The organism is Natrinema sp. LN54 (assembly GCF_052439245.1).
GTDB lineage: Archaea > Halobacteriota > Halobacteria > Halobacteriales > Natrialbaceae > Natrinema > Natrinema versiforme_A.
In genome coordinates, this window is the sequence record NZ_JBQVRP010000001.1 from 73,190 (window position 1) to 86,146 (window position 12,957).

Genomic DNA, 12,957 nt, shown 5'->3' on the forward strand with positions numbered 1-12,957 from the left:
GTGCTCCCTTTGGATGCGAGTGTGGCCTTCAGCAGGGATCCGCTCGACGAACTCGTCGTTCCCGACGGAACGGAAGCCCAAGAGCGCGACCTCGTAACCGACGGGGACGTCCTCGTGGGCGGCCGGGCGACCGTCGGGTTCGGCGTCCGCGGCCGAAACGTGTTGGCCGGCGAGTCGGCCGAGTTCGGCGGCGCAATCGAGGCCGACGGCGACTGTCGGCTCGACATGTGGTGTGACGTCGCCGAGAACGTCTTGGTCGGGCAGGACGCCTATATCGGCGAGCGCGTCCACATCGGCGGTCGATTGAAAGTCGCCGGCGACCTCGACATCGGCGACGACGTCGAGATCGAGGAGGGGTTCGAAGCCAACGGCTGGATCGTCATCCGGAACCCGATGCCGACGATCGTCTTTCTGTTCGTCTACCTCAAGCACCTCCTCCTGATCGGCGAGGACGACGCCGCACAGCGGCTGATCTCCGAAATCGTCGACGATGAAGACGAGGACGAACCCGACGCCGAACCGCTCGTCATTCCCCGGAACGCGACCGTCGGGGACGACGCGTGGCGCGTCTCGACGCCCGCGACGATCGGTGACGACTGCCGGCTCCACGGCAACGTCCGCGCCGAGACGATCGACGTCGGCGCCGACTGCAACGTCTTCGGCAGCCTCCGGGCACGCGGCGACGTCACCGTGGGCGAGGGGACCCGTATCCACGGCGACGTGACCACTCGCGACGGCGATGTCGTCGTCGAGCGCGACGCCCGCGTCCTCGGCGATGTCTCCTGTGAGGACTTCGAACTGGGCCCCGACGCCGAAGTCGACGGAACGATCCGGGCCGACGGCGAGATCACGATGCGGACGACCGAACGCGAACGCGAGTAACGCGACCCGCCGTCCGGACGACTTTCGCTCGAGCGAGACGCTCGATCCACGACGACCACCATCGAAGCCGTACGAATTCTCCGGGAGACTGTCTCCGCGTTCGGGACAATTTATCGGCGAATTTCACCCCTATTCTTAATACTGATACTATGGTAGGGTGCGACAGCCATGGTAGAAATTAACACGCTCTGGCAACGGGGGTATCCATGCGGTCGATCGTACTGACGAAAGGCGTTCCGGACTTCTCGGAGGGGGCCGTCTCGTTCGACGAAGACGGCCACCTCGAGCGGGGGAAGACGCCGACGGTTATGAACCCGAACGACGAGTTCGCGCTGCGGGCCGCGTTGCAGACCAAGATCCGACACGGCGGTCACGTCAGCGGGATGAGCATGGGGCCGCCGGGGTACGCCGAGGTCCTGCGGGGGGCGATGGAGACGGTCTACACCGACGACAGCTTCCTGCTCTCGGATCGCGAACTGGCCGCCTCCGACACGTGGGCGACGGCGATCGCACTCAGCGCGGGTCTCGAAACGTATCGGGAGGAGGTCGCCGACATCGATCTGGTGTTTGCGGGGTTCAAAACGGCCGACGGCGAGACGGGCCAGACCGGGCCCCAGACCTGCTGGGCGATGGACTGGCCGATCGTCACCCACGTCGTCGCGCTCGACATCGACCCCGACGAGCGGACGCTGCGCGCGAAGCGCCTCGTCGAGGGCGACATCGACGAGATCGAGACGGTCGAAGCGCCGCTGCCCTGTGTCGTCGTCACCGATCCCGAGTTCGAGCCGACCTACCGGACGGCCTCACACCGGCTGACCCGCAAAGAACTCCGGGCCGAAACCGAAGCGCGAGCCGAGAACCACGACGACCATCTGACGACGTGGGACCACACCGATCTGAACCTCGATCCCGACTACATCGGGCTCGACGGGTCGCCCACGATCGTCTCGTCGGTCGATCCGATCCCCAAAGCGCCGTCCGAACGGGAGGCGACGATGATCGAACCCGACGACGGCGAGGGAATGGGCGACGTACTCGAGGAACTACAGCCCTACGCCGCGGGGGCAGGTGATTGAAATGACGGCGATCGACCCCGACGACCACACGGTCGACGAACTGACGGCGGCACTCGAGACGGTCGACGACGTAGACGAACTGCAGGCGATCCTCGAGGCCGAGCGGACCGGGCAGGACCGCGCGACGGCCCGCGAGGCGGTCCGGAAGCGACTCGAGGCGATCGGTGCCGACGCGGAGGGTGAAAGCGACGGCGTCGAGGAGGGGACGGAAACCGAAGGCGAGTACGAGGAGACGAGGGAGTCCGTGGGCGACGAAGCAGCGGGCGACGCGGAGAGCGAGGACGAAGCCGCGGCGACCGGGGAGACGGGAGCGGAGCCCGAGACCGACGAAGAAGAAGACGACGGGCTCTCCCATCCCACCCGCGACAAGAAACACGTGCGGGCGCTCGAGGACGGCGACTACGCCGATATGTGGGTCTTCTGTGAAACGCAGGGCGGCGAGTTGCTCGATGTCGCAAGGGAGATGCTCGGGAAGGCCCGCGAACTGATGGACCAGTTCGAGGCGGACTACGGGGAAGAAGAGGCGGTCGTCGCGGTCCTCGTCGGCGACGACTGCAAGGGCCTCGCCGAGGAGTGCATCGCCTACGGGGCCGACGTTGCGGTCTATCACGACGACGAGCGCCTCGAGCGGTTCCTGCACAAACCGTACGCCGAAATCGCGGCCCACATGGCTCGCGGCGATGGAACCGTCGAGAGCACCGACTGGCGCGAGTACGACAAACCGCGCTATATCCTGTTTCCGGCGACGAACAACGGCCGCGATCTCTCGGCGACGGTCCAGGCCGAACTCGACTCCGGACTGGCCTCGGACTGTTCGGATCTGTTCATCGCGGACGAGGAGGTCTCGAACCCGGTCAAGACCGGCGAACCCGGCGTGAAGAAGACCGTCGAGAAGGTCCTGCACATGAAGCGGCCGGACTTCTCGGGCTTCGAGTACTCGACGATCCTCTGTCTCGACAATCCGGGCCGGGACTTCCACCCGCAGGGAGCGTCGGTCATTCCTGGGAGCTTCGACCCGATGGATCCGGACCCCGACCGCGAGGGACTGGTCGTCGAACACGACATGGAACTGGACGACGACTGGTTCCGCGTCGCGATCACCGAGTACGATCGGCTCGAGGCCGGGATCGATCTCACGGGCCACGACGTGATCGTCTGTCTCGGCCGCGGGATCGCCGACGATCCGACTGCGGGGATGGAGTTGGGTCTCGAGCTGGTCGACGCGTTCGAGGACGCCGAACTCGGGATTACGCGGGGGATCGTCACCTCCTCCTACCAGTTCGAGGGCCACGTCGAGGCGTACTCGAAGGAGGAGCGCCAGATCGGCGAGACCGGGCAGGTCGTCGCGCCCGACGTCTACATCGCGGCCGGCGTCTCCGGGGCGGTCCAGCACAAGGTCGGCATGGACGAGTCCGAGACGATCATCGCCGTCAACACCGACACCGACGCCCGCATCCGGGACTTCTCGGATTACTTCATCGAGGGCGATCTCTTCGAGGTCTTGCCGCGGCTCACCGAAGCCGTCGAATCGGGGGCGATCGATCTCGAGCCCGAGGCCGTCGCCGACGGGGGTGACGAGTGATGGCGGCCGCGACGGACGACTACGAACACTACGAAGCCGTCGTCGTAGGCTGTGGCCCCGGCGGGGCCGCGGCGGCCGCGCGATTGGCCGACCACGGCGTCGAGACGCTCGTCTTGGAGCGCGGAACGGAGGCCGGCTCGAAGAACGTCTCCGGCGGGCTGCTCTACGCCGAGGAGTCCGCACCGTACACGCTCGCGGACCTCTTCGACGGCGTCCGCGAGGAAGCGACAGAGCGGCCCGTCACGGACTACTACATCCACAACGTCGCCGGGAACTCGGTCAAGACGTACGAGCTGGCCGACCTCCACGAGCACGACACCGACTGGTGTGACGCCGTGCTTCGCCGGCAGATGGACTCGTGGCTCGAGGCCCGCGTCCACGAGAAGACCAGTGAGACGGGCGGCGGCGTCCTGACGAACGTTCGAGTGAACGGCCTGCTCAGGGAGGACAGCGAGGGTCGCGTACGACCCTCGGACGAGTCGAGCGGGCGGCGAGGCGGTGACACCGCCTCGAACGAGACGGCGAAGCCGTCTCGCGGCCCGCGAGACGGAGAGATCGTCGGCGTCACCTGCGACGAACTCGAGCCGATCGCGGCGGACCTGATCGTCGCGGCCGACGGCGTCAACTCCGAACTCGCCCGCGACGCCGGGCTGATGGACTGGGAGGAACCCGACGAGTGGTTCCAGGGCGTCAAGGCCGTCGTCGACATGGACCCAGAGGCGATCGACGACCGGTTCGATCTCGAGCCCGACGAGGGGGCCGCTCACCTGTTCTCGGGCGACCTCTTCGATGGCGTTCGCGGCGGCGGCTTTTGCTACACGAACGAGGACTCGCTGTCGATCGGGACCGTCTTCCACCTCGACAGCCTCGTCGAGCGGGAGGCGGAACCCCACGAACTGCTCGACGCCCTGCTGACCCACCCGCTGCTGGCGGGCTGGTTCAAAAACGAGTACCGCGAGCGCGAGTACGCCGCCAAGCTCGTCCCGGACTCGAAGAAGGTCGCCCACCGCGAGCCATACCGCGACCGGCTCGTCCTCGTGGGCGACGCGGCCGGCCAGATGCAGGCCCAAGGGCCGATCATCAAGGGGATGAACCACGCCGTCACCGCCGGCGCGCTCGCGGCCGACGCCTTCGTTGCCGCGCGCGGCGATCCCGGTTCCGAGGCGGCGGGCCGGCGGTACACGACGATGCTCGAGGAATCGGGTACGATGGACAAACTCCGGCCGCAGCGGTACGAACTCTCCCGGACCCTTGGTGAGAACGACGCCGTGACGAACGCGGTCGAACGGGTGCTCGAGTCGCCGCTCGGATCGCTCGCGGTCGGCAACCCGATCGCGGACCGGCTGTTACAGCGGGCGTACAACTCGCCGTTTCTGGTGTCGATGCTCCCCGATACGAAGACCGGCTACGTCTCCCTGCCGACGGTGATCGCCGAGGAACACGGCAAGACGATCCACTGGGAGAGCGATATCGAGCCGCCGAGTCTCGAGGAGCGAATCGGCGACCTGACGTATGACACCGACGTGGGGAACCCGCATATCGAACTCAGAGACGAATCCGTCGCGGCAAGCGGCGCGGCCGTCACGGCCTGTCCGGTCAGCGCCGCGGATTTCGGCGGCGGCTGTTACCGCTCGGAGGTCGTCAAGACGAACGGCACCGAGGAGACGCTGGTCAGTCTGGACACCCAGCCCTGCGTCGAGTGTGGCACCTGTGCGATCGTCGCCGACACCGAGTGGGAACACCCCCGCGGCGGCAAGGGCGTGGACTACCGCGAGGGATAATATGAGCCGGTACGGGCCTCGCATCGCCGCGCTCGCTCGCCGCGCTGAGCGCGAGCGAGCCGCGTTCGAGAGCGGCGACGGGCACCGACCCGCCGGTTCGACGAGTACGGGAACGGAACCCGACGACCCCACCGCATACCTCCGAGAGGGGGCGGGACAGGCCGTCTGGCTCTACGTCGAGGCCCGGACAGGCGGCCGCAGGGTCCCGCTCACTGCGGCCGAGCTCGCCGCGCTCGAGGACGCGATGAACCGCTGGCTCGAGTGTTACGCGCGCTGTCACGGCGTCGATCTCGAGGCCGAGTTCGCGATTCGGACGGCGGCCGAACTGCTGCTCGAGACCCGAAACATCATTGATACGACACAGTTGTTGACACGTGTTCCCGAGCGTGAATCAGGGACGGGGCCACGGCCGACACGGTGAGGAAGGCCGACAGCCGAAATCGGCGTCAACGTGTCCCAAACCGACCCGTACTTGACTCCCACGCAGTAGACGGGTATTCGACTATTCCCGTTGGGCACAAAGTCAGCCTGATGGCACGAGACGATCGGTTATCCCGACGGCGGATGCTTCAGTTGACAGGTGTCGCGAGTTCAACGGCGTTTATCGCCGGCTGTGGTGGCGGCGGCGGCAACGGTAACGGCGGCAACGGCGGCAACGGCGGCAACGGTGGCAGCGGTGACGGCTACGAGATCGACCCCGGCACCGACATCGAGTTCAGCGGGCAGACGTCCGAGTGGGAAGGACTCGCACCGTCCCAGATCGAGGGCGAGTCGAACCCGACGCTGATCCTGCAGGAGGGCGAAGACTACACGATCGGCTGGACGGAAGGCGACGGGTCCAACCACAATATCGAAATTCGAGACGACAGCGACGAAGTCGTCGACGACCTCTCGACCGAGGAGGTCACGGAACCCGATGACGAACAGATGTTGGATATCACGGCGAGCAGCGAGATGGCCCAGTACGTCTGCCAACCGCACGAAACCCAGATGCGAGGCGATCTCGAGATCGATGGCGGCGACGGCGGCGGTGGCAACGAATCCGAAGACGGCAACGAGTCCGAGGGCGGTAACGAAACCGAGGGCGGTAACGAATCCGAAGGTGGCAACGAGTCCGAGGGCGGCAACGAATCCGAATAAGAGGTCAGCCACCGTTCGGCGGCGTCTCGATCAGCCCCGACCGAATCGGCCGTTAGTAGATGAGTTCGTCGTCGTTTTCGACCATGTACAGCGTCCGCGCAGCGATATTGACCGTGTGATCGCCGACGCGCTCGAGGTCTCGAATCGTCAGTAGGAGTCGCGAGACGTCCTGTAGGATCCGCTCGACCTCGTCGGGCGACTCGAGTTCGCGTTCGATCAGGTCGCGGACGACGATCTCGCTCGCCCGTTCGGCGAACTCGTCGAGTTCGTCGTCGCGGGACGCCAGTCGCCGACACGTGTCGGTGTTCTCGGTGTCGTACGCGATCATCGCGTCCTCGAGCATGTCGAGGGTGAGATCGCCCATTTCCTGGACGTCGACGTCGGGGAACAGGTCCTGTTCGGCGTCCATCGTGTACTCGCCGAGGTTGGTCGCGAGGTCGGCGATCCGCTCGAGGTCGGTGATGATCTTGAACGAGGCGGCGATAAACCGCAGATCGCTCGCGACCGGCTGCTGGAGCGCGAGCAGGTCGATACAGTCCTGCTCGAGATCGAGGTACATCCGGTTGATCTCGCCGTCGCCCTCGATCACTTCCTGAGCGAGCGATTCGTCTTTCTGCTCGAGGGCGTCGAGCCCCATTCGAAGCCGCTCCATGACGACTTCGCTCATGTAGAGCACGTCCTCACGGAGTTCCGTGAGCTTCTCCTGATAGGATTGTCTGGCCATACTGTTGGCACGTCGTCCGTCCCTGATAAAGACTGTGTGCGTCACATTGGACTTTCGCCGGCTACGGCGAAAGCAGGACCTTCGTGACGCCCTCTTCGCGCTCGTCGAACCGCTCGTACATCTCGGGGGCCTCCTCGAGTGAGACGCGGTGTGAGACGAGGAAGCTCGGTTCCGCCCGCCCGGAGATGATCATGTCCCGGAGCCGGCGGTTGTACCGTTTGACGGGACACTGGCCGGTGCCGAACTTGAGTCCCTTCTCGAAGGCCTGCCCGATATTGATGTCCAGGTTACCCTGTTCGGCGATGTGGTCGGGCTCGTTGGGGTCTTGGGAGGTGTAGACACCGACGATGCCGATCTTCCCGCCGGCCATGACGGCCTCGATCAGCTGGTTGATCACGATCGAGGGGTTCTCCCGGTCGGCGTCGTAGGCGTGGTCTCCCTCGCGGTCGCCCTCGATGGCCTGGTAGCCGACGGCGTCGACGCCCTTGTCGACCGGGCCGCCGTGGGCCTCGGTGATTTGCTCGACCGGATCGCCTTCCTCGAAGTTGATCGGCGTTGCGTCGCAGTGCTCTCGGACCATCTCGAGGCGGCTGTCGACGCGGTCGACGACGTAGATCTCGGCGGCCCCCTTGAGCTTCGCGCTGTAGGCGGCCATCGTGCCGACGGGGCCCGCCCCGAAGATAGCGACCGACTCGCCGGGCTGGAGGTCCGCGAGCTCGGTGCCGTGCCAGCCCGTCGGGAAGACGTCCGCGAGCAGGATGAAGTCCTCCTCGTGGCCCTCATCGGGTAGTTTCAGCGCGTTGAAGTCGGCGTAGGGCACCCGGACCTTCTCGGCTTGGCCGCCCTGATACGGCCCCATCTGTACGTAGCCGTAGGCCCCGCCGGGGGTGTCGGCGACGTTCAGACAGTAGCCGTACTCACCGTCCTCGCAGTTCTCACAGAAGCCACAGGAGACGTTAAACGGGAGGACGACGCGGTCGCCCGCCTCGAGCGTGTCGACGCCGTCGCCGACCCGCTCGATTTCGCCCATGATCTCGTGGCCGAAGACCATCCCCTCGTCGGCCCCCGCTCGACCCTCGTACATGTGTAAGTCCGAGCCACAGATCGCGGTCGTCGTCACCTCGAGGATTGCGTCGTTGGGGCTCTGAATCTCCGGTTCGTCGATGTCTTCGATCGAGACGTCGTGTGCGTCGTGATAGACTAAGCCTTTGATAGACATTAATCGGTACCCACGACGTGCCACGCCGAGACTATCAGTAAAGCCACCACGCGCAGGCGCAACGGTGTCGCTGACCCGTGCCGTCGGTCGATCGTGATCGGTCGGGCTACCGGAACCACTCGAGTGTCGTTTTCGGGGCGTGCGCGTCGATCGGGCGCTCGAAATCGTATTTCATGCCGAGCAACCCGCCGAGGATGATGATGACTGCGACCACGGACGCGAGCATATTCAGGAGCAGCCAATCGACGGACGTTCCGTACAGTGTGGGATCGACGGGAGCGAACAGTCGCACGCCCCCGGTCAGCATATCGAAGCCGACGTGCGAGCCGAATCCGATCGCGGCGGCTCGCCACGGACCGAAATACGCGAGGAGTGCGACCACGACGACGCCCCCGAGCAGCGAATGCGTCAGTCCCCGATGGCTCCATAGCGGCCCCGAAACGTATCCGAATTCGACCAGCGGCCGGAAGACGAACGTGTCGATATCGGGGGCCATGGCGGCGAGTGCAACGACGAGGTACGGCTCGGCCCGTCCGGATCGGGAGACGAGCAGGGCCAGCGCGAGACCGATCAGGATGTGGACCCCAGTGGCAACCATCCCTTCCAACCCATGCGATATCCGCGCATAAGCGACGTGGTTAGAAATCGACACTTAGTCGCGACGCAGACAGTCTCTCGAGCGAGTAGACGTACCGAATACGAACACGAACGGCGACTCGACGCGGTGTGGTGACTCGGTGGGACGCGAACTGTAACGCGACTCGAACGGAACGCGAGACCGATCGAACGAAAACCAGCGGGTTATCCGAACTTGCCGGTGATGTAGTCTTCGACGCGGTCGTGCTCGGGGTTCTCGAAGATCTTGTCGGTGTCGTCGAACTCGACGAGTTCGCCGCCGGTCAGGAAAACGGCCGTCTTATCCGAGATACGGGCCGCCTGCTGCATGTTGTGGGTGACGATGACGACCGTGTACTCCTCGGCGAGGTCCTCGATCAGGTCCTCGATCTTCGAGGTCGCGACCGGATCGAGCGCCGACGCCGGCTCGTCCATCAGGATCACTTCCGGATCCGGCGCGATGGCGCGAGCGATACAGAGCCGCTGTTGCTGGCCGCCCGAGAGGTCCAGCCCGCTCGAGTCGAGTTGATCTTCGACCTCCTCGAGTAAGGCCGCTCGCTCGAGGGCAGTGTGGACCTTCTCGTCGACGTTCTCGTCTTTCCCTTGGACCTTCAGCCCGTAGGCGACGTTATCGTAGATGCTCTTCGGGAAGGGGTTGGGTGACTGGAAGACCATGCCGATCTTCCGGCGCAGCGCGACCGGATCGACGTCGTCGTCGTAGACGTTCTTCCCGCGGAAGTAGAGGTCGCCCTCAACGCGAGCGATGTCGATGAGGTCGTTCATGCGGTTGATCGAGCGCAGGAACGTCGACTTCCCGCAGCCGGACGGGCCGATGAGCGCCGTCACCTGTTTTTCGGGAATCTCCATGTCGATCCCTCGGAGCGCCTGATCGTCGCCGTAGTAGACGTCCAGATCGCGCGCCTCGAGGAGGGTGCGATCCATCATGGTCTCCCCGCCAGTGTCGGCGGTGCGGTCGTCGAGGCCGCCGGTTCCCGGCGTCGGGGCTGGCTGGTCGTCGGTCGGTTCCGTTTCCGAGGAAGTCATCTGTTCGTTAGTCATTGTCAGTATCTCTATTGATAGCGGTTCCGGATGACGATCGCGATCGAGTTGATCGTTAGCAGGACGACGAGCAGCGTGACGACGCCGGCGGCGACGACGCCGTACTGGAACTCCGTCTCGGGGTACGACGCCCAGTTGTAAATTTGCAGGGGCATGGCGCTGACCTTGCTGAAGAGGCCGTTGGGAATCCCGAAGACGGTCGTGGGCGCGGCGATCATGATCAGCGGCGCGGTCTCGCCGATCGCCCGACCGAGCGCGAGGATCGTCCCGGTCATGATGCCGGGCATCGCCCGCGGCAGGACGACGTTACGGATCGTCTGCCACTTCGTCGCGCCCATGCCGTAAGAGGCCTGCCGCTGGGAGTCGGGCACCGATCGGATGGCCTCCTGTGCCGAGATGATGACGATCGGCAGGATGAGCAGGGAGACGGTGAACCCGGCGACGAGAACCGTCCCGTAGCCGAGGTTCAAGAGGCCGACGAACAGCCCCAGTCCCAGGAGGCCGTAGACGACCGACGGGACCCCCGCGAGGTTCGCGATGTTGAGTTGGATGAATTTCGTGAGATAGCCGTCGTCGGCGTACTCCTCGAGGTAGACCGCGGCCCCGACCCCGAGCGGGAACGTGATCAGCGCGATCAGGAGCATGATCGCGATGGAGCCCACCAGCGCGGGGAAGTACCCGGCCGCGTAGGGGTCCGGATGCGGCGGGTTCGTGAGGAACTGCCAGTCGAGCCAGCCGACGGCGTCGACGGCGACGTTCGCGAGCAAGACGGCCAGCGAGACGATGCCGAGCAGCGTCGCCGCCAGCGCGAGCAGGCGGAATGCGACGTCTTTCGTCCGGCTGACCTGCCCGAAACCGGCGTCGGGCGCGTCCTGCGTGTCGGCCGCCATTAGCGATACACCTCGCGATACCGCGACGCGACGAACTCGCTGACGAGGTTCATGATGAAGGTGATGACGAACAGGGTGAGTCCGACCGCGAACAGGCTCTTGTACGCGACGCCTTGTCCGACGATGTCACCGGTCCCGATCTGGACCATCGCGGCGGTCATCGTCTGGATCGAGTTGAGGAACAGCCCCGCGGGATCGGTCACGTCGGCCAGTCGCGGCGTCTGTCCCGCCGCGATAGCGACGATCATCGTCTCGCCGATCGCCCGCGAGAGCGCGAGGATAAACGAGGAGAAGATCCCCGACAGCGCCGCCGGAACGACGACGGAGGTCGAGACGGTGTACTTCGTCGCACCGAGCCCGTAACTCGCCTGCCGCAGGGAATCGGGCACCGCGCTCATCGCGTCCTCGCTGATCGAGGACACCATCGGGATGATCATGATGCCGACCATGATCGACGCCGACAGCGCGTTAAACGTCGAGAGCGGCAGGAACGTGTCCAGCGCCGGCGTGACGTAGACGAGCGCGAAGTAGCCGTAGACGACCGTCGGAACGCCCGCCAGCACCTCGAGGGCCGGCTTCAGATAGGCCCGGCGGCGCTCGGAGGCGTACTCGCTGAGATAGATCGCCGTCAGCAGGCCGATCGGGAGTGCGACCATCGCCGAGCCGATCGTGATGACCAGCGTCCCCGAGATCAGTGGCAGGACGCCGAACGCGATCGGGTCGTTCGTCGGACTCCACCGCGTTCCGGTGAGGAAGTCGACGACCGAGATCTGCGCGAAGAAATCGATCGCGTCGACCAGCAGCGTCAACACGATCGCGACGGTCGTCAGGATCGACAGGAGCGCACACAGCATGAAGAGATAGCGAAAGACGGTGCCCCGCGCCGTGCGGCTCGCGTCGTGAGAGAAATCGGGTGCGCTCATTCGGTCACCTCCTCGATGTGGGACTCGAGTTTCTCGAGGTTGTCGTCGCGTTGTTGGTCGGTGATCGGCACGTAGCCGACCTCCGAGACGAGGTCCGTCGCGGCCTGTTCCATGTAGAACCGGACGAAGTCCCGTACGGCGGGTTCGGCGAGTGACTCCTTCGCGACGTAGATGTACAGCGGCCGCGAGAGCGGCGTGTATTCACCGGATTTCGCCGTCTCGATCGAGGGCTCGACGCAGCCGTTCCCGTCGTCGATCGAGACTGCCTTGATCGAGTTCGGGTTTTCGCTGTAGTAGGAAAAGCCGAAGTAGCCCATCGCGGCCTCCGATCCTTGAACCCCCTGGACGATCGTTCGGTCGCGCTCGGTCGCGTAGTAGTCGCTCCGGTGGTTCAGTTCTTCGCCGAGGACCGCCTCTTTGAAGTAGTCGAACGTGCCGGAGGTCGTCGCGGCGCCGTAGAGTTCGACCTCTTCGTCGGGCCAGTCCTCGTTGATATCGCTCCAGCGCTGCGCCCCGTCGGCCTGCCAGATCTCTTGGAGCTGTTCGACGGTGAGACAGTCGATCCAGTCGGCATCGGGGTTGACGACGACCGTCAGCGCGTCCGTTGCGACCGTGAACTCGAGCGGCGTGACATCGTTGGAGCCACACTGCTCGGTTTCGGCGTCGGCGATCGCCCGACTCGCGTTGTTAATGTCGGTCCGACCGGCACAGAAGAAGTTCCCGAATCCGCCGCCGGTCCCGGTCTTACTCATCGATAAATTGACCGTCGGGTTTTCTTCGGAGAACGAGGAGGCGATCGCCTCGGTCACGGGAAATACCGTACTGCTTCCCGCGATGTTCACTTGGTTGCCCTCGGCGGCGAAGACGCCGGTACAACCGGCCAGTCCACCGGAGAGAGCAACGCTTGCCGCGGCGAGAAAATCACGTCGACCGAAGCCGGTCGACAAAGACGCCGTGGTATCTCTCGACATCACCGAATCGAAGCCACAGAACGGGTAAGTATACTACTATGAGCACTATATAGCACTATGTATTCATTCGGGGTGTTTGTGGTAGTACAGCGAGT

The 12,957-nt window shown here is 64.9% G+C and carries 13 protein-coding genes; 6 read left to right on the top strand and 7 right to left on the bottom strand.

The window, feature by feature from the left end; all coding sequences use genetic code 11:
* Positions 1–21: 21 nt before the first annotated feature.
* The 6 genes from ACT4ML_RS00345 to ACT4ML_RS00370 all read left to right on the top strand — a co-directional run bounded on the left by ACT4ML_RS00345 (position 22) and on the right by ACT4ML_RS00370 (position 6,461).
* Positions 22–882 carry a polymer-forming cytoskeletal protein gene (locus tag ACT4ML_RS00345; protein WP_444719081.1) on the top strand — a complete coding sequence of 287 codons (861 nt, stop codon included), beginning with the start codon at positions 22–24 and terminating at the stop codon, positions 880–882.
* 206 nt (positions 883–1,088) lie between these two features.
* On the top strand, positions 1,089–1,958 hold the full coding sequence (locus tag ACT4ML_RS00350) for an electron transfer flavoprotein subunit beta/FixA family protein (RefSeq protein WP_444719082.1): 870 nt from the start codon (positions 1,089–1,091) through the stop codon (positions 1,956–1,958).
* Between the two features lies 1 nt (position 1,959).
* A complete protein-coding gene (locus tag ACT4ML_RS00355; protein ID WP_444719083.1) occupies positions 1,960–3,540 on the top strand; it encodes an electron transfer flavoprotein subunit alpha/FixB family protein in 1,581 nt (526 codons plus the stop codon).
* The gene (locus ACT4ML_RS00360) at positions 3,540–5,321 is read left to right on the top strand and encodes an FAD-dependent monooxygenase (protein ID WP_444719084.1); all 1,782 of its coding nucleotides are present in this window, start codon (positions 3,540–3,542) and stop codon (positions 5,319–5,321) included. Before ACT4ML_RS00355 ends, ACT4ML_RS00360 begins: the two co-directional genes overlap by 1 nt.
* 1 nt (position 5,322) lies before the next feature.
* Positions 5,323–5,742 (top strand): hypothetical protein, encoded by a 420-nt coding sequence (locus tag ACT4ML_RS00365; RefSeq protein ID WP_444719085.1) that lies wholly within the window; start codon positions 5,323–5,325, stop codon positions 5,740–5,742.
* Positions 5,743–5,885: 143 nt separating this feature from the next.
* Complete coding sequence (locus tag ACT4ML_RS00370) at positions 5,886–6,461, top strand: plastocyanin/azurin family copper-binding protein (protein WP_444719869.1); 576 nt, start codon at positions 5,886–5,888, stop codon at positions 6,459–6,461.
* A 52-nt stretch (positions 6,462–6,513) separates the two neighbouring features.
* Here ACT4ML_RS00370 and phoU read toward each other — a convergent pair whose 3' ends face one another.
* The 7 genes from phoU to ACT4ML_RS00405 all read right to left on the bottom strand — a co-directional run bounded on the left by phoU (position 6,514) and on the right by ACT4ML_RS00405 (position 12,862).
* Positions 6,514–7,185: a phosphate signaling complex protein PhoU gene (phoU, locus tag ACT4ML_RS00375; RefSeq protein ID WP_444719086.1), complete on the bottom strand. Its 672-nt coding sequence runs from the start codon at positions 7,183–7,185 to the stop codon at positions 6,514–6,516.
* A gap of 61 nt (positions 7,186–7,246) precedes the next feature.
* On the bottom strand, positions 7,247–8,404 hold the full coding sequence (locus tag ACT4ML_RS00380; protein WP_444719087.1) for a glutathione-independent formaldehyde dehydrogenase: 1,158 nt from the start codon (positions 8,402–8,404) through the stop codon (positions 7,247–7,249).
* Positions 8,405–8,510: 106 nt separating this feature from the next.
* Positions 8,511–9,002 carry a metal-dependent hydrolase gene (locus tag ACT4ML_RS00385; RefSeq protein ID WP_444719088.1) on the bottom strand — a complete coding sequence of 164 codons (492 nt, stop codon included), beginning with the start codon at positions 9,000–9,002 and terminating at the stop codon, positions 8,511–8,513.
* A gap of 203 nt (positions 9,003–9,205) precedes the next feature.
* Complete coding sequence (gene pstB / locus ACT4ML_RS00390) at positions 9,206–10,078, bottom strand: phosphate ABC transporter ATP-binding protein PstB (protein WP_444719089.1); 873 nt, start codon at positions 10,076–10,078, stop codon at positions 9,206–9,208.
* An 11-nt stretch (positions 10,079–10,089) separates the two neighbouring features.
* Positions 10,090–10,968: a phosphate ABC transporter permease PstA gene (gene pstA, locus ACT4ML_RS00395; protein WP_444719090.1), complete on the bottom strand. Its 879-nt coding sequence runs from the start codon at positions 10,966–10,968 to the stop codon at positions 10,090–10,092.
* On the bottom strand, positions 10,968–11,891 hold the full coding sequence (gene pstC / locus ACT4ML_RS00400) for a phosphate ABC transporter permease subunit PstC (RefSeq protein ID WP_138244407.1): 924 nt from the start codon (positions 11,889–11,891) through the stop codon (positions 10,968–10,970). The genes pstA and pstC overlap by 1 nt, the downstream gene beginning before the upstream one ends.
* Complete coding sequence (locus ACT4ML_RS00405) at positions 11,888–12,862, bottom strand: PstS family phosphate ABC transporter substrate-binding protein (RefSeq protein WP_444719091.1); 975 nt, start codon at positions 12,860–12,862, stop codon at positions 11,888–11,890. Before ACT4ML_RS00405 ends, pstC begins: the two co-directional genes overlap by 4 nt.
* Positions 12,863–12,957: the final 95 nt, after the last annotated feature.